The sequence below is a fragment of the Pseudomonas sp. PvP089 genome, assembly GCF_017875165.1.
Lineage (GTDB): Bacteria > Pseudomonadota > Gammaproteobacteria > Pseudomonadales > Pseudomonadaceae > Aquipseudomonas > Aquipseudomonas fortuita.
On the sequence record NZ_JAGGME010000001.1, the window covers coordinates 3,213,220 to 3,230,837 of the forward strand.

Genomic DNA, 17,618 nt, shown 5'->3' on the forward strand with positions numbered 1-17,618 from the left:
CCTTTCGCGGCACAAGGCCGCTCAATGACCGCGCCATGTGCTTAGCCTTGCAATAGTTCCGGGCTGTTGAAGTTGCTTAGCCGGCGATCATCCTCGGCACACTCCAACCCCTGCACCGCCTCGCGCAGCAAGGCCTTCTGCAAACTCCGCTCTCCCGTCGCCCAGGCCTGCTCCAGCATTGGCAGTAACCGCCGTGGTAGCACGCTGAACATCGGCTGCCAATACCCGCCCTGGCGCACCATTGCCGCACTGTCACTGGCCTCCGCCAGCCTTAGCAGGTCCTCGATCAGTTCGCGGTCAACCCGCGGTGCATCGCAGGCCAGCAGCACCACCCACTCATGCCGAGCCACCTTGAGCCCGGCAATCACCCCTGCCAGCGGCCCAGGGAAGTCGGCTTCTGCATCGCCCACCAACTGGTCTGCATATGCCCGGTAAGCGGGCTGGTTGCGGTTACAGGAAATTACCAGGTCGTCGCTCAGCGGCCGCACCACACGATGAACGTGCGCAATCAGTGGTTCGCCTTGCCAGTAGACCAGGCCCTTGTCACGCCCGCCCATGCGCTGTCCGCGGCCGCCGGCGAGGATCAGGGCTGAACTGGGGGGCAAGGGGTTGGTCATGATTTCAACTCTAGGCAATGGGAGAAAGCAACCCTCCCACGGCCTGCAACAGTTGTCCAGAACGCCTTCGCCCGGGTTGAACCGACCTGACATTTTTGCCAGTTGTGCCGATCACGATCTCGTCCTTCAATAAGGCTGCAAGCCTGGTATCGCGATGGTGCCGAGAATTTTAATGAGGAGAGACACTTGAACAAATCGCAACTGGTAGCAGACGTGGCGCAACGCGCCGACTTGAACAAGGCAACCGCACAAAAAGTGGTTGACGCGTTTATCGATGCAGTCAAGGTATCACTCAGTGAGGGCAATGAGGTGGCCCTGGTGGGCTTTGGGACCTTTAAAACCGAGCAAACAAAAGCGCGAGCCGGGCGTAATCCGCAAACTGGCAAGCCGATGCAGATTGCTGCAGCGACCAAGGCCAAGTTCGTCCCCGGCAAAAGCTTGAAGGATACCGTCAATTTCAGCGAGTAACCCGATCAGAAGGCCAAGCCGCGCAAGTGAGGGAAAGGGGGCGGGGCCCCCTTGCTCATGGCATTCAATGCCCGCTGGGCAGAGTCTCGCTAGCGGGTTCGGCTGTGCCCCTGCCCGCAAGGCGCATCACCACCACGAAGAACACCGGCACGAACACCACCGCCAACGTGGCGCTCAGCATGCCGCCAATCACCCCGGTACCAATAGCTTGCTGGCTGGCCGAACTGGCGCCGCTGGCGATGGCCAGGGGTACCACGCCGAGGATGAACGCCAGCGAGGTCATCACGATCGGCCGCAGGCGCAGGCGGGCGGCCTGCACGGCGGCGTCTGCGGCGTCCATGCCCTGGTCGACCAGGTGCTTGGCGAACTCGATGATCAAGATGGCGTTCTTTGCCGACAGGCCGATCAGGGTAATCAGGCCAACCTTGAAGAACACGTCGTTGGGCATGCCGCGCAGGGTCACGGCCAGCACTGCACCGAGCATGCCGAGCGGTACCACCAGCAGCACGGCAGTCGGGATCGACCAGCTTTCGTACAGCGCTGCCAGGCACAGGAACACGATCAGTAACGACAATGCCATCAGCATCGGTGCCTGGCTGCCGGACAAGCGCTCTTGCAGCGACAGGCCGGTCCACTCCAGGCCGGCGCCGGGCGGCAGCTGAGCCACCAGGCGTTCGATTTCGGCCATGGCTTCGCCCGAACTGTGGCCGGCTGCCGGCTCACCGGAGATCGACACCGCCGGGTAGCCGTTGTAACGGGTCAACTGCACGGGGCCGCTGACCCACCTGGCCTGCACGAATGCGCCCAGTGGCACCATCTTGCCGCTGTTGTTGCGCACGTGGATTTTCAGCAAGTCTTCGACCTGGCTGCGCTGGTCGCCCTCGGCCTGCACCACCACCCGCTGCATGCGGCCTTGGTTGGGGAAGTCGTTGACGTAGCTGGAGCCCACCGCCACGTCCAGCACCGAGCCGATATCGGCAAACGACACCCCCAGGGCATTGGCCTGGCGGCGGTCGATTTCCAGCTGCACTTGCGGGCTTTCGGCCAGCGACGCTTCGCGCACGTTGGTCAGTACCTTGCTGTTGCCCGCATTGGCCAGCAGCGTGTCGCGGGCAGCCATCAGCGCAGCGTGGCCCATACCGCCACGGTCCTGCAGGCGGAACTCGAAGCCGGTCGACTCGCCCAGGCCGTCGATAGGCGGCGGCAGGACCGAAAACGCCACGGCGTCCTTAAGCTGGGAGAAGGCCGCGCTGGCACGGTCGGCAATCGACTGGGCGCTGTCGTCGGCACCGCGCTCGGACCAGTCTTTGAGGGTTGTGAAGGTCAGTGCCGCGTTTTGCCCGCTACCGGAGAAGCTGAAGCCGAGGATCACGGTGGTGTTGCCTACGCCGGGTTCTTCGGCGTTGTGTGCCTCGATTTGCGCAGCCACCTGTTCAGTGCGCATGCGGCTGGCCCCTGGTGGCAGCTGGATGTCGGTGATGGTGTAGCCCTGGTCTTCGGTGGGCAAGAACGCCGTGGGCAACTGGCTGAAGCCATAGCCCAGCACCGCCATTAGTACCGCGTACAGCAGCAGGTAGCGGCCGCTGCGCTTGAGCGCCTGTACCACCCAGCGCTGATAGCCGTTGCTCAGGTTTTCAAAACGGCGGTTGAACCAGCCGAAGAAGCCCTTGCGTTCATGGTGCTCACCCTTGGCCACCGGTTTAAGCAGCGTGGCGCACAATGCCGGGGTGAGGCTGAGGGCCAGGAATGCCGAGAACAGGATCGACACCGCCATCGACAGCGAGAACTGCTGGTAGATCACCCCCACCGAGCCTTGCATGAAGGCCATTGGCAGGAACACCGCCACCAGCACCAGGGTGATGCCGACGATCGCTCCGCTGATCTGGCCCATGGCCTTGCGGGTGGCTTCTTTGGGCGGCAGGCCTTCCTCGGCCATGATGCGCTCGACGTTTTCCACCACCACGATGGCATCGTCGACCAGAATGCCGATGGCCAGCACCATGCCGAACAGGGTCAGCACGTTGACCGAGAAGCCCATGGCCAGCATGACCGCGAAGGTGCCCATCAGCGCCACCGGCACCACCAGGGTGGGGATCAGGGTGTAGCGCAGGTTCTGCAGGAACAGGAACATCACCGCGAACACCAGCAACATGGCCTCGAACAGGGTGGTAATGACCTGCTCGATCGACACCTTGACGAACGGCGAGGTGTCATAAGGGATGTCGTACTTGACGCCTTCCGGGAAGTAACGCGCCAGGTCCTGCATTTTCGCCCGCACCAGGGTGGCGGTTTCCATGGCGTTGGCACCCGGCGACAGCTGCACGCTGAACGCGGTGGCCGGCTTGCCGTTCAGCCGTGTGCCGTACTGGTATTCCTGAGCGCCGATCTCGACCCGGGCGACATCACCGACGGTGACCGTGGAGCCATCCAGGTTGGCGCGCAGGACAATGGCGGCAAATTCTTCGGGGGTGCTCAGCTGGCCCTTGACCACCACGTTGGCGGTGATTTCCTGGGTGTCGCGGCTGGGCAGGTCGCCGATACTGCCAGGCGCCACCTGGGCGTTCTGCGCCGCGATGGCCTCGGCCACGTCGTTGGGCGTGAGGTTGAAGCCGATCAGCTTGCCGGGGTCGATCCAGATGCGCATGGCGCGCTCCGAGCCGTACAGCTGGGCTTTGCCCACGCCCTTGAGGCGGCGGATTTCGTCCATCACGTTGCGCGCCAGAATATCCGACAGTGCGGTCTCGTCGAGCTTGCCGTCTTCGGAGGTGAGGGTGCCCAGCAGCAGGAAACCGGTGGACACTTTCTCCACCTGCAGGCCCTGTTGGGTGACCGGCCGCGGCAGGCGCGACTCGACCACCTTCAGGCGGTTCTGCACGTCGACCTGGGCCAGGTCCGGGTGGGTACCCGGGGCGAAGGTGGCGGTGATGGTGGCGCTGCCCAGGCTGCTCTGCGATTCGAAGTACAGCAGGTTGTCGGCGCCGTTGAGTTCCTGCTCGATCAGGCTCACCACGCTTTCGTCCATGGTCGCCGCAGAAGCGCCGGGGTACACGGCGTAGATTTCCACCTGCGGCGGCGCCACGTTGGGGTACTGGGCCACGGGCAGCTGCGGAATGGCCAGCGCCCCGGCCAGCAGAATGAACAGCGCGACCACCCAGGCGAATACCGGGCGGTCGATGAAGAATTGCGGCATGAATCAGGCCCTCACTGGCCGGTATGCTGAGCGATGGGTGCTACGCCGGGGGGTGTTTCAACCTGCACGTGGTCACCGGCCTTGACATGCTGCAGGCCCTCGACCACCACCCGCTCGCCAGCGGCCAGGCCCTCGCTGACAATCCAGCGGTCGCCTTGGGCGCTGCCGAGCACTACCTGGCGGTCGCTGACCCGGGCCTGCTGGTCGACCACCAGCACTTTGGGGACACCGGCGCTGTCGCGCAGGATGGCGCGCTGCGGCACGCTCAGGCCCTTGGGTTGCACGGCCTGTTCCAGGCGCACGCGCACGTAGCTGCCGGGCAACAGGTCGAGGTCCGGGTTGGGGAACTCACTGCGCAGAGTGATCTGGTTGGTTGTGGGATCGACGCTGATGTCGGAGAACAGCAGCTTGCCTGGCAGCGGATAGGCGCTGCCGTCGTCCTGGATCAGCGTGGCGCGGGCCTGGCCGTCGCCCACCTGCTGCAATTCGCCTGCGCGCAAGGCGCGGCGCAGGGCATTGAGCTCGCGGGTAGACTGGGTGACGTCGGCGTGGATCGGGTCCAACTGCTGGATGGTCGCCAGCGGGGTGGTCTCGTTCTGGCCGACCAGTGCGCCTTCAGTGACCTGGGCACGGCCGATGCGGCCAGAAATGGGCGCTGTCACGGTGGCGTAGCCAAGGTTCAGGCGGGCACGCTCCAGGGCCGCCTTGGCGGCGGCCACTTCGGCGTCGGCTTGCAGGAAGCTGGCCTGGGCGTTGTCGTATTCCTGGCGGCTGACGGCCTTGTCGTCGACCAGCTCGCGGTAGCGCTGCTCCTGCAGACGTGCCTGGTACAGGGTGGCCTTGGCCTTGGCCAGGGTGGCGCGGGCGCTGTCATGGTCGGCCTTGAACGGCGCCGGGTCGATCAGGAACAGTACATCGCCCTGCTTGACGTCACTGCCTTCACGATACACCCGCTTGAGTACCACACCCGCGACACGCGCGCGCACTTCGGCGGTGCGCGGCGCCAGGATGCGGCCGCTGAGTTCGCTGCTGATGGCCAGTGGCTGCAGTTGCAGGGTTTCTACCCGCACTTGCGGGGTGGGGGCTTGCTCGTCTTGCTCGGCGCTGTCGCCACAGCCGGCCAGGGACAGGCTCAGAAACGCCATGAGCGCCACAGGGCGCAGGCGTGGGGGGAGGGTAGTAGGCATACGGATCTTCCGATGATGACCGGGGCAATGGTACGGCAGGTGTAGCCCGTGCGGCTGTTAATACCTGTAGGGCGAGTGTGAAAAAGTGTGAAGAACAATCCTTTCGAGCGGTTGGGTTCTATATTCTGCGCATACCTGTACTGGCCTCTTCGCGGGCTTGCCCGCTCCCACAGGTATTGCACAGGTTTCAGACTCTGTGCGGCCCCTGTGGGAGCGGGCAAGCCCGCGAAGAGACCAGTGAGGTCTACCACAACCTAGATCCCAAGCACCTATGCCGAATATTTTCCTGGTCGAAGACGACAGCGCCCTGTCCGAGCTGATCGCCAGCTACCTGCAACGCAACGACTTCCATGTCCAGGTGATCGCCCGGGGCGACCATGTGCTGGACGAATATCGTCGGCAAAAGCCCGACCTGGTCATCCTCGACCTGATGCTGCCGGGTATCGATGGTTTGCAACTGTGCCGCCTGCTGCGCCAGGAGTCGCAGAACCTGCCGATCCTGATGCTCACCGCCCGCGACGACAGCCATGATCAGGTACTGGGCCTGGAAATGGGCGCCGACGACTATGTGACCAAACCCTGCGAGCCGCGCGTGCTGCTGGCCCGCGTGCGCACGCTGCTGCGGCGCAGCAGCGTCAACGAGCCGCGGCTGGATAACGACCTGATCCTGATTGGAGGCCTGCGCATCGACCTGGCCGAGCGCACGGTCAGCTGGCGCGGCGAAGAGGTGGAGTTGTCCAGCGGCGAATACAACCTGCTGGTGGTACTGGCGCGCAATGCCGGAGAAGTGCTGAATCGCGACCGCATCTTGCAGCAGCTGCGCGGTATCGAGTTCAACGGCACTGACCGTTCGGTAGACGTGGCCATCTCCAAGCTGCGGCGCAAGTTTGACGATAACGCCGGCGAAGCGCGCAAGATCAAGACGGTGTGGGGCAAGGGCTACCTGTTCAGCCGCGTCGAGTGGGAGTGCTGACCGGCCATGCTCAAGATCCTGGTGCGGTTGTACCTGGTGATCATTGTCGCCTACGCCGGTGCGCTGCTGCTCATTCCTGACACCATCGTCGGCCTGTTCCAGGAGCGCTTCATGGCCTACAACCTGGACCAGGCCAAAGGCGTGCAATCGTTGATCGTGCGCCAGTTCCACCAGGCCCCGCGCGAGCAGTGGCCGGCCGTGGAGCAGGACCTGGCCAGTGCGTTCGCCCCGCTGGAAGTGAAGCTGCTGCGCATGGACCAGGCCGAACTGAGCGCGGATGAGCAGGCGCGCCTGGAACACGGCCAGTACGCCGTGCGCATTGCCGAGTGGGGCTACTACGAAACGGTGCTGGCACCGCTGGACAAGCAGTGGCTGGTGCGCCTGCATGCACCGCCAGACCCGCTGGACATCAATGTGTTGTCGTGGGGCGTGACCGTGCTGATCGGTGCGGCCATGCTGGGCTGCCTGCTGTTATGGGTGTGGCCGCACTGGCGCGACCTTGAGCGCCTGAAGGAAACCGCCCGGCGCCTGGGCCAGGGGCAGATGGCCGAGCGCACACACATTTCGCCGCATTCCAACATTGGTGAGTTGGCCGGGGTGTTCGACACCATGGCCAGTGACCTGGAGCGCCATGTCAACCAGCAGCGCGAGTTGCTCAATGCGGTGTCCCATGAGCTGCGCACGCCGCTGACCCGCCTGGACTTCGGCCTGGTGCTGCTGTTCGACGAAGTGCCGCCGGCCAGCCGCAAGCGCCTGCTGGAACTGGTGGGGCATGTGCGTGAGCTGGATGAGCTGGTGCTGGAGCTGCTGTCCTACAGCCGCCTGTATAACGCCGACCAGGCCCGCGAGCGGGTCGAAGTGTCGTTGCTGGAACTGGTCGACAGCGTACTCGGCGGTTTTGCCGAAGAGCTTGATGGCCGAGGTATCCAGTGGGAAGTACGGGCCGAGGGCAATTTGCCCCGGTTTGTGCTGGACCCACGGCTGACGGCGCGGGCGGTGCAGAACCTGGTGCGCAATGCCATGCGCTATTGCGACGAAAGCCTGTTGTTGCGCTTGCGGCTGGAGGACGATGGCGCCTGTTTGCTCACGGTTGAAGATGACGGGATCGGCATACCGGTAGAGGAGCGGGAGCGGATTTTCCAGCCGTTCTACCGGCTGGATCGCAGCCGCGACCGCAACACCGGCGGGTTTGGCCTGGGGCTGGCGATCAGCCGGCGAGCGATCGAAGGCCAGGGCGGCACCTTGACGGTAGCGCAGTCGGCGCTGGGCGGGGCGCAGTTCAGGATTCGCTTGCCTGCGGGGTGATGGGTGGCTGTACCGGCCTCTTCGCGGGTAAACCCGCTCCCACAGGTATGCCACAGCGTTCAAAATCTGTGCGGTCCCTGTGGGAGCGGGTTCACCCGCGAAGAGGCCGGGCCTGCTAACCCTGTGCCGCCAACTGTGTAGTCCACAGCACGACCCGGTCTTTGCCGCTGTGCTTGGCTTCATACAATGCCTGGTCGGCGCGGACCAGCGCTGTGGTCAGGCTGTCGCTCCGGTCCACCCGAGCCAGGCCTATGCTGATGGTTACCGGATGCTCGCCCCTGTCCTCGCGCACCCGTTGGCACAGCGCCGCCACCTGCTGCTCGGCACCCTGCTGGTCCAGCCCTTGCAGGAAGATCGCGAACTCTTCACCGCCCAGTCGGGCAAATGCATGACCGGCCATGCTCGCCTTGATATGCAGGGCCACGCGCTTGAGTACCTCGTCGCCGACGTCATGACCGAAGAGGTCATTGACCCGCTTGAAGTTGTCGATATCGATCATCGCCAGGTATTGCCCGGACGAGGCCATGCGCAGCTGACGGTCGGCCTGGGCCATGAACGACCGGCGGTTGGGAATGTCGGTCAGGGCGTCTATGTAGGCCTGCTCCAGCAGCACCTTGGACAGGTAGAAGTTGTGCAGCTTGGCTTTGCGGATTTGCAGGTAGCTGTAGCTGACCAGGCCGCTGAGAAACACTGCGTAGCTGATCAACATGGCGCCTTCGACCGCGTCCGGCTCCATGCGGGTGTGGTAGAACGGACTGAGCATCACCCAGGTGATGGCCATGGCGCAGAAAAATGACCAGCGCCGCACCGGCAGCACCGACATGGCATACAACACGGTGGAGACCCCGAGGATCAGCCACACCGGGCGCAGGGACACCGGGAGGCCTTCGATCACCAGGCGCATGCCCAGGGTGATGACGGTGATGAACAGCAGGTTAAGTACATCAAAGTGGTGGCTGCGGTGTGTGAAACGCAGCACCACGGTCAGGCTGCCGAGCAAGGCAATGAACACGCATGACAGCCAGGTAAAACCTTGGCCACCGAGGAAGCTGACGATAAGGTCGAAGACCAGCCAGATCAGGAGACTGATGCAGAACACCAACAGGCAGAACGGGCGCATGGACTCGAATTCGTGCTGGCGGAACTCGGCGCGCAGGGCGGCGGGGGCGACCTGTTTGCGTACGTGTTCCTCGATGGTCTTGAGCATGGAGGAGCTCCTGGGGGTACTGCTTTGCCAGGGCTGGCCCTGGCGACTCAATTCTGTGGCAAAACACCCCGGGCCCAGGGCCGGTAGCGCAAGTCAAACACCGCCTCGAGATGGCACCCGCCAACCAGCGTCGGCTCGGCAGGCTCAGCCCTGAATGCCTGACCTGGCACACTCACCTGGCGAAACGCCTCGCGCACTACACCTATTCGGCACGGCAAGGCCTGTTCGTAACCCTGGCGCACCAACGGCGGTAATCGCCCGGTGCCGGCGCCATCCTGCCACCACACAGTCAAGCCCAGGCCTGCCAGTTGATCCAGCCAGGCGCCATTGACCCGGGGCGACAGCTTGCCTGCGCTGAAGGCACTGATGTGCAGAGGCTTGTCCAGTTGGCGGTTGAAGGCCTGTAACTGGCTGTACAGCGCTTCGCGACGCGCGGGGTCGCGAAAATGCTGGTCGTCCAGTTCCATGGGCAGGTACCAGCCCTCCACCGGCAATTGCCAGGCCTGACGCAGTTGCTGGTGCTGGCTGAGTGAGCGCCCCAGCTGCGCTTTCCAATAGCTGTTCAGGCCCTCGCCGTCCAGCTCGTCCAGGCGTTTGTAGTAGGCGGGGTCCATGTAGAGGCCCAGCACCAACCGCAAGCCTTGTGCACGGGCGCTGCGCAGGCTGCTGGCCAGCCAGCCTTGGGCGCCGCCGAAGTCGCTGTCGCCATAGGCGCTCCATTGCACGATCAGGGTGTTGCCGCCCTGGGCCACGGTGGCATGCCACAGTTGTTGCCACTGGGCGGGGGTGACAGTGGCATCGCGGTTGAGCGGTTGGTAGAACAGGCGCTGGTCGGCGGTGGCAGGCAGGCACACGGCAAACAGGCAGATGGCGAGGAGCGTACGCATCAGAAGGTCATCTCCGCACCGACCAGCACGCCGTTGGCGCGCTGGTAAAGGTTGCCGCCCAGCGACTGCTGGTACTCGGCACGCACTTTCAGTGAGCCACGGTAGGCGTTATAGCGATCGTCATCAAACCACCATTGCCAGCGCACGCCAACCCCGGCCCGGGCGTCCTGACGCCAGTCGTTGCTCGGGTCCTGGCTGGAAAACTCGACAAAGCCATAGGGCATGAGGGTTTGCGGGGAGCTGCCGGGTAGCTTCCAGGCGTGGCCTTGCTGGTAGCGTGACAGCCAGGCGTGGTCCCCGGCGCGTGTCCACCAGGCCGCGTCGAGGTAGAGAAAGCGCTCGTTCCAGTCGTCTTCATCCACACGCCAGTCATTGCGCCAGTTGCCCTGGTCGAGGAACGAGGCGGTGGCGCGTAGCAGCAGGTCGTTGCTCGATTCGGCATTGTGGCACAGGTCGCCCCAGTTGCCGCCGACCTTGGCCGGGCTCAGCAACTGGCCAAGGCTCAGGCCGCGGTAGTGCGCTTCGTCGATCTGCCGCTGGTGGTACAGCTCGGCGTACAGGTTGAGGTTGGCCTGGCCGAGCGGTTTGTAACGCAGGCCGACCCCGGTACCCATGCTTTGCGCATAGTCGGTGCGGCTCTGGCCACCGAACAGTACCCGGCCATACACCGACAGCGTGCTGCCGTTGCGGCTGGGTTCTTCGCCCAGGGCATGGTCCCACATGGCTAACTGCACGTTCTGCGATTGGGCACGGCGTGAGCTGCCGCTGCGCTGGCCGTTGTCGAGAAACTTGTCGTTGGTCGAGGTGCCGGCGGGTGACCAGGTGCTGGCCAGGGTGATGGTGTCACGCCGTGACAGGCTTTCGTGGGCACGGCGCTGGCGGTATTTGCGGGCTTCCAGGCTGCCGTATTCATCGTCACCGGCGACCAGGTTCTGCTCCACATCGAGGATGCGGCGCAGTTCGCTGCGGGCTGAGGCGCTGTCTTCAGCTTCGTCGTAGCGCAAGGCCAGGGTTTCGCCGAGGCGATAGTCCTCGGGGAAGTCGTGGGTGGCACGCGTCAGGTAGGGGATCGACTGGCGGCGCTGGGCCTTGTCTGTCGAGCCGGCCAGGCGCATGCCGTAGTCGGCGCGGTAACGCGGCTGATCGGGGGCCAGGCGCACGGCTTGGGCGAGCCAGGCCATGCTCTGGGCGCTGTCGCCGGCCAGCTGCGCGGTGCTGGCCGCGGCGTAGTAGTGGTCGGCTCGTGGGCTGCTTGCCAGTGCCTGGCGCTGAAACCCCAAAGCAGCCTGGTAATCGCCTTGGCGCTGGGCAATGGCTGCGCCCAGTGCCCAGTCATCGGCGCTGTGGTGTGCGGCAGCGTCCCAATAGCGGCGGGCCGCGTCAGCGTCGCCTGCGTCTAGCGCGCCACCGGCGGCCGTGAGGCGGGCGTTGTCGGTCCAGGCGCTGTCCGGCAGGCTGCGCCAGATAGGCAGCGCGGCTTCGGAATCGCCGGCCGCTTCAAGTGCATAGGCCAACGCCAGGCGGTTGCCGGCGTCGCCCAGGCGTTCGCCGGCCTGGTAGTAGACCACCGCTTCACCGGGTTGGTCGGGCATAGCGCAGCGGCCCAGGGCGCGGTACTGGCCGGGCTCGCGGGGGGTGGCCGGCACCGCCTGGCGAACGGCGTCGCACTGGCCGGCCTCGGCCAGACGGCCGAGCAACTGGGCACGGGTACTGGCATCGACCCGGGGGATCAGGCCGAGCATGCGGTGGCTGTGCAGCGGCCCATCGTTGCGGGCAAACAGGTTGCCCAAGCGCTGCAACAGCGATGGGCTGAGGCGGCCCTGACGGCGATCGTAGGCCTGTTCCAGCAGTTGCCGGGCGTGTCCGGCCTGGCCCTGTTCCACCAGCAGAAACGTAGCTTGCTCCAGTGCGGCCAGGTCGCCACTTTGCCGGTAGCGGTTTTCCCATTCGCTGGCTGTGCGCGGTTGTGGGGGTTGCGGCGGGTCGCCATACAGGCGTTGCTTGAGCACGGCGTAGGCGCGTGTGTCGGTGGTGGGTGTGCAGCCTTTGAACTGTTCGCGGGCCAGGTTCGGGTCATGGCGTGACAGCCAGTCGACGGTGTCCAGGCAGGGGCGCTGCAGGTCGTTGCTCAGGCGGCGCACCAGTGCCGCATCATCACCTTCGCGGGCCAGCTCCCACAGCTGTTGACGCTGGTCGGGCTGATTCAGCTGATCGGGCGACAGCGACTGCAACCAGCGCTGGGCTTGCTGGTTGTGACCCACGGCGATAGCGCGGTTGGCCATGGCCAGGCGCGCCTGATCCGCCGCTTGAGGGGAGGGCGCGCTGGCCAGCAGCTTGTTCAGCCCTTTTTCGTTCACCTGCTGGACATAGGCATTGGCCAGGCGTTGCCAGTCTTCGGCGGGCAACTGGCCCTTGTCGGCGAGCGGCTGCAGTTGCTCGATGGTTTCCTGCCAGTTGCGTAGTTGTTCGGCGAAGTTGGCCCGAGCCAGGCGCAATACCTGGCCGTCACCCCTGGGGGGCAACTGGCTGAGCCAGTCCAGCGCCTTACCCGCACCGCCGAATTTGGCCAGGCTCAGGCTGTAGGCCTGCCACAGGCGCACGCGCTGATTACCCTCACTGGCCGCCAGCCATTGTTCCACCTGGCTGGCGGGCGGTGGGTCCTGTTCGATCCAGGTCAGGCGCAGTTCCAGCAGGGCGTCCGCGTATTCGGGGCTGCCGCCCAGCTGTTCGGCCTGCGCTTGGGCTTCCTTGTAGCGGCGTTGATGGGCCAGGGCCTCTACCAGCAGTGCGCGGGCCTCGTCGTTGTTGGGCACTCGCCCCAGCACGTGGCGGGTCAGGCGCTCCACCTCGGCCCAGTTGTCTTTCCTGGCTTCGCGATAGCTGCGGTCCATGAACGGGAAACTGGTGAACCGCTGGAAGTCGGTCATCGGCGTCGAAGCCGCAACAGGCAGGGCGGCGGCGCACAGCAACAGGCCAGTAAAGGTGAGGGAAACGCGCGGCTTCATGCCACCTCCCGGGTCAGATCAATGGCGGCCTGCTGTTCACTGGCCTGTTCGATCAGGGCCTGTTCCAGCACCTGCTCGGTGATGATGCCGCGGGCAATCAGGTGCTCGCCGAGGCTTTGGTGTTCGGGGTCAAAGTCGATCAAAGCCTGGTTGAACAGGGTCACAGGGACCATGCCGCGCACCTGCAGCAGCGCGCCGAGCATGACCTGGTGATGGCTAACCCGTTCCAGCAGCGCCTCATTGTCCTGGTGGCGTTCAAGCACGGCCAGCATGGCGCGGGTTTCTGGCTTCTGCCAGGGACTGGGGTAGTGATAGCGCAGGCCCAGTGTCACACGGCCCTGAGGCGCCAGGCGTGCTGTGACCGGGCGTTTAAGGTGGCGGCTGATCACCCCCAGCGAGACTTGGCTGACAGGGCTCTCGCTGGCCAGGATCAGCGTGTCACCGTCTTCGTCTACCGGCAGCACCGCATAGTGGGTGGCCAGCTTGCGCGGCAGTTTGGCGATCAATTGCGGGTCGAGCTTGAACGGGTTCAAGGGCGCCCAGGGCAAGTCCAGCTGCTCGGCCAGGGTGGCCACCAGTTGCTCGCTGGTTACCCAGCCACGCAGCAGCAGTTCGCGTCCCAGGCGCCGGCGTACCGGGCTGGTGAGTGCCTGTTGCAGCTGTTCGTCATTGATCAGCCCCTTGGCCACCAGACGCTGGCCCAGCGGCGTGCGGGCAGGGGCGGCGATGGCGGGAAATTCATGGGTGGTCTTGTCCCAGGCCACGCGGCGCGAGTCACCCATTTCCATCACCTGGCGCAGGGCCCGCAGGTTGGCGAAGAAGTTGACGAAGTTGCTCCACATCATCCGCGGTGCCGACAGCAAACCTTCGCCGATGCCGTAGAAACGGGTGACGAACCAGCCCCGCTGGAACAGGCGGTTCAACAGCAGCAGCCCGTTCAGCCACAGCAAGGTGGACAGCAGCCAGCTGTCGCTGAGGATTGACATGAAGCGCCATGCATCCGGCGCAATCACCGTCACCAGCCACATGGCCAGCAACACCAGCAACAACAAGTTGACCAAAAAGCTCAGCAGATAGGCGAACAGCCCACGGCGGTCGCGCCAGAGGAAGTAGTTAAGCGCCCCTGTGCGGCTCCAGCCGAGGTTGCTGGTGCCTTGGAACACGATACCCACGATCCAGCGCGACTTCTGCCGGATGGCATGCTGCCAGTCACGCGGGAAGTGCTCGCGCACGCAGATCACCTGCGAAAACGCCCGGCTCATGCCCGGACGCCATGCCTGCTTCAGGGTCAGTGCCGGGTCGGTGATGGAATAGCGGGCAAAAATGCACTTCATGCCCTTTTGCTTCAGCCGAAAGCCAATGTCGTAGTCTTCAGTAAGGCTCTGGACGTCGAAGGCAATGCCGTCGCCGTCCTCCAGCAGCGCGCCGATGGCCCGGCGGCTGAAGCAGGTGCCGACGCCGGCGCTGGGCACCTGACCGGTCAGTGCTTCGCGGACGATGACGTCCTTGCCGTGGTTTTCGGCAAATTCGTCGACATAGTGGCCGGCGGTAAAGCCTTTCCATTCCGGTGCGTAGGGATAGACCGGGATCTGGATCATGTCTTTGTTCGGCAGCAGGTAGTTGAACAGCCGCAGCTCCATGGGCGAGATCACGTCTTCGGCGTCATGCAGGATGAAACCGGCAAACTCGATGCCAGCGTCCTGCTGGAAGCGCAGCAAGGCGTCGATGATGTTGTTCAGGCAGTCAGCCTTGCTGGTGGGGCCAGGGCGTGCGCACACCACTTTGTGCACGTTGGGGTAATGCAGGCACACCGCGTCCACATCGGCCTGGGTTTGTGGGTCGTTGGGGTAGGTGCCGACGAAGATCTGGTAGTTCTCGTAGTCGATGGTCGAGGCTGCCAGGCGAGCCATTTCACCCACTACGCCGACTTCGTTCCAGGCCGGGACCATGATGGCCAAAGGTTTTTCCGGGACTTCGAACAAGCGCTTCTCGTCGGCCCTTTGATGCTTGTCGTAGATGCGAAAACGCCGTATCAACTTGCGCCCCCAGTAGCACAGGTCGATGAACAGGTCGTCCAGGCCGAGCAGGAACATCAACGAGGCAAGCATGATCGCCAGGATCTTCAGACCGAATAGCACATAGGTGAGAAAATCGATGAATGCCAGGCTCATGGGGCAGTCACCGGCACGGCAGAGTGGGCCATCGTCCTTATCCTCGCTCGGTTCCCTCGACGAAGTTGTACAAAATGACGCTATTTGTACGGGGTAAATACAAGCAGCCGAACGCGCTGTTGTCCAAATTTCGGGCTTTTTCTTGTGGGCCACATCTTGTAGTTTTACAGGTCGTTTACCCAGGGAGCTGAACATGCAAGGCAAGGCCCGCAAGATCGTCCAGGCCATTCTTTACGAAGCCATCGCCGTCGCCTGCGTGGCGCCTGCGCTGGAGCTGGCGTTTGGCGCCGGCATGGCGCAGTCGGCGGTACTGTCGGTGCTGATGTCAGGCATCGCGATGAGCTGGAACATGGGCTACAACTGGGTATTCGAACGCTGGGAAGCGCGCCAGCGCCAGCGTGAGCGCACCTTCATGCGGCGCTTGCTGCACGCCTTGGGCTTCGAGGGCGGGTTGGTGGTGATCCTGCTGCCACTGGTGGCGTACTGGCTGGATGTGAGCCTGTGGGCGGCGCTGCTGACCAACCTGGCGCTGTTCGTGTTCTTCTTCGTTTATGCCTTTGCCTTCCAGTGGGGCTTCGACAAGGTGTTCGATGTGCCACTTTCGGCGCAGCAGGCCAAGTGTTGACTTTGTGCCGCACTACCGGCTAAGTTCCTACCCCATGAATACCTTCCCGCATGTGAACGCCATTATTATTACCGCCATTATCAGCTTGGCGGGCTAGCGCGTACGTGCACCTGACCCGCCCTGGAGGCGGGTTTTTTCTCTCTGACTCCTGGGCAACGTGAAAACAGCCAAGGAGTCATTGATGACCAGTTTCAGCGTCCCTCGTACTACCGTCACCCCCCAGCAACTGCTGTCGGAGCAGGTGCGGCGCATTCTGGCCGCGCCGGTGTACGACCTGGCCATCGAAACGCCCCTGCAAGCGGCGCCTGCGCTATCTGCCAGCCTGGGTAACCAAGTGTTGCTCAAGCGCGAAGACCTGCAGCCTACCTTCTCGTTCAAGATCCGCGGCGCCTATACCCGCCTGTCGCGCCTCAGTGCTGTGCAGCGTGAGCGTGGGGTAATCACCGCCTCGGCGGGCAACCATGCCCAGGGCGTGGCCCTGGCAGCGTCGCACCTTGGCATGAAGGCGACCATCGTCATGCCGACCACCACGCCGTCACTGAAGGTGGAAGGGGTGCGTTCGCGCGGCGGGCATGTGGTGCTGCACGGTGAGAGCTTCCCACACGCTTTGGCCCACGCGCTGAAGCTGGCCGATAGCGAAGGCGCTACTTTTGTGCCGCCCTTCGATGACCCGGACGTGATCGCCGGGCAAGGCACCGTGGCCATGGAAATCCTGCGTCAGCACCCGGGCGCGCTGGACGCTATTTTTGTACCGGTGGGCGGTGGTGGGCTGATCGCTGGTATCGCCGCCTACGTGAAGTACCTGCGCCCAGAGGTGAAGGTGATCGGCGTCGAGCCGGAGGACTCCAACTGCCTGCAGGCCGCCCTGGCCGCCGGGGAACGGGTGATCCTGCCGCAGGTCGGCACCTTTGCCGACGGTGTAGCGGTGGCGCAGATCGGCGCCCACTGCTTCGAGCTGTGCCGGCATTTTGTCGACGAAGTGGTAACCGTCAGCAGTGATGAGCTGTGCGCGGCAATCAAGGACATCTACGATGATACCCGCTCTATCACTGAGCCGTCCGGTGCCCTGGCCGTGGCCGGGATCAAGAAGTACGTGGCACGTGATGGAGTGCAGGGGCAGACACTGGTGGCCATTGACTCCGGGGCGAATGTGAATTTCGACCGCCTGCGCCACGTGGCCGAACGGGCTGAATTGGGCGAGCAGCGCGAGGCGATCATTGCGGTCACCATCCCTGAGCAGCCAGGCAGCTTCCGCGCCTTCTGCCAGGCACTGGGCAAGCGGCAAATCACCGAATTCAACTACCGCTATTACCGCGGCAAGGAAGCGCGGCTGTTCGTCGGGGTACAGACCCACCCTGTGCACGACCCGCGTGACCAGCTGCTGGCCAACCTGCGCGAGCAGGGTTACAGCGTGCTGGACCTGACCGACAACGAGCTGGCCAAACTGCATGTGCGTCATACCGTGGGTGGCCACGCAGCGCCAGGTGCTGATGAGCGGGTGCTGCGCTTCGAGTTTCCCGAGCGGCCAGGGGCGCTGCTGGGCTTTCTGGAACGGCTGGGCAAGCGCTGGAACATCAGCCTGTTCCATTACCGCAACCACGGGGCGGCGGAGGCCCGGGTATTTGCTGCGCTGGAGGTGCCGGGCGATGAGTTGGCGGGCTTGCCGTTGGCGCTGAATGAGATGGGGTATCGGTATTGGGATGAGACTAACAACCCGGCGTACAAGCTGTTCCTGGGCTGACGGCTGACCCACACCACTATCGGGGGCCGCTGGGCGGCCCCATCGGGTTTGCTGATTCACCGTGGGGGAACAATCACCGGGCCAAGGTGGTCTGCTGTGAAGGCTGCAGCGGGACCCGGCGCCATTAAGCCGGTACTGTCCGGGCACTGTGTAGCCGCTCGCAACCGCGACACAGGGACGTGGCGGCCGATTAGGTTCAGTCAGGTAAAGTTGGGTAAATGCGGCCACGGCCTATACACGGA

Annotated in this window: 12 protein-coding genes; 5 read left to right on the forward strand and 7 right to left on the reverse strand. The window is 64.2% G+C overall.

Annotated elements, in window-relative coordinates; genetic code table 11:
• Positions 1–41 precede the first annotated feature (41 nt).
• On the reverse strand, positions 42–617 hold the full coding sequence (gene mobA, locus J3A71_RS14725) for a molybdenum cofactor guanylyltransferase MobA (RefSeq protein ID WP_096426129.1): 576 nt from the start codon (positions 615–617) through the stop codon (positions 42–44).
• Between the two features lie 186 nt (positions 618–803).
• Between mobA and J3A71_RS14730 the strand changes: the two genes are divergently transcribed.
• A complete protein-coding gene (locus J3A71_RS14730) occupies positions 804–1,085 on the forward strand; it encodes an HU family DNA-binding protein (RefSeq protein WP_060517921.1) in 282 nt (93 codons plus the stop codon).
• A gap of 64 nt (positions 1,086–1,149) precedes the next feature.
• Here the strand turns inward: J3A71_RS14730 and J3A71_RS14735 are convergent, their stop codons facing one another.
• Both J3A71_RS14735 and J3A71_RS14740 read right to left on the reverse strand, forming a co-directional pair.
• Entirely contained in the window at positions 1,150–4,275 is a 3,126-nt protein-coding gene (locus tag J3A71_RS14735; RefSeq protein WP_096426128.1) for an efflux RND transporter permease subunit, read from the reverse strand.
• Between the two features lie 11 nt (positions 4,276–4,286).
• Complete coding sequence (locus J3A71_RS14740; RefSeq protein WP_060517917.1) at positions 4,287–5,462, reverse strand: efflux RND transporter periplasmic adaptor subunit; 1,176 nt, start codon at positions 5,460–5,462, stop codon at positions 4,287–4,289.
• Positions 5,463–5,733: 271 nt separating this feature from the next.
• Here J3A71_RS14740 and J3A71_RS14745 point away from each other — a divergent pair, with 271 nt between their 5' ends.
• Positions 5,734–6,435 carry a response regulator transcription factor gene (locus J3A71_RS14745; protein WP_016487321.1) on the forward strand — a complete coding sequence of 234 codons (702 nt, stop codon included), beginning with the start codon at positions 5,734–5,736 and terminating at the stop codon, positions 6,433–6,435.
• A gap of 6 nt (positions 6,436–6,441) precedes the next feature.
• A complete protein-coding gene (locus J3A71_RS14750; RefSeq protein WP_016487320.1) occupies positions 6,442–7,740 on the forward strand; it encodes an ATP-binding protein in 1,299 nt (432 codons plus the stop codon).
• 115 nt (positions 7,741–7,855) lie between these two features.
• Here J3A71_RS14750 and J3A71_RS14755 read toward each other — a convergent pair whose 3' ends face one another.
• The 4 genes from J3A71_RS14755 to nrfB are packed head-to-tail and all read right to left on the reverse strand — an operon-like array spanning position 7,856 to position 15,010.
• A complete protein-coding gene (locus J3A71_RS14755; protein WP_096426127.1) occupies positions 7,856–8,947 on the reverse strand; it encodes a GGDEF domain-containing protein in 1,092 nt (363 codons plus the stop codon).
• Positions 8,948–8,994: 47 nt separating this feature from the next.
• On the reverse strand, positions 8,995–9,834 hold the full coding sequence (locus J3A71_RS14760) for a DUF4434 family protein (protein ID WP_096426126.1): 840 nt from the start codon (positions 9,832–9,834) through the stop codon (positions 8,995–8,997).
• Positions 9,834–12,839 carry a phage receptor gene (locus tag J3A71_RS14765; protein ID WP_209952984.1) on the reverse strand — a complete coding sequence of 1,002 codons (3,006 nt, stop codon included), beginning with the start codon at positions 12,837–12,839 and terminating at the stop codon, positions 9,834–9,836. The genes J3A71_RS14760 and J3A71_RS14765 overlap by 1 nt, the downstream gene beginning before the upstream one ends.
• Entirely contained in the window at positions 12,836–15,010 is a 2,175-nt protein-coding gene (gene nrfB / locus J3A71_RS14770) for a cyclic di-3',5'-guanylate-activated glycosyltransferase NrfB (RefSeq protein ID WP_060517907.1), read from the reverse strand. The genes J3A71_RS14765 and nrfB overlap by 4 nt, the downstream gene beginning before the upstream one ends.
• 193 nt (positions 15,011–15,203) lie before the next feature.
• Between nrfB and J3A71_RS14775 the strand changes: the two genes are divergently transcribed.
• On the forward strand, positions 15,204–15,635 hold the full coding sequence (locus J3A71_RS14775; RefSeq protein WP_016487315.1) for a PACE efflux transporter: 432 nt from the start codon (positions 15,204–15,206) through the stop codon (positions 15,633–15,635).
• A gap of 181 nt (positions 15,636–15,816) precedes the next feature.
• Positions 15,817–17,376, forward strand: a complete 1,560-nt coding sequence (gene ilvA / locus J3A71_RS14780; protein WP_096426124.1) for a threonine ammonia-lyase, biosynthetic — start codon at positions 15,817–15,819, stop codon at positions 17,374–17,376.
• Positions 17,377–17,618: the final 242 nt, after the last annotated feature.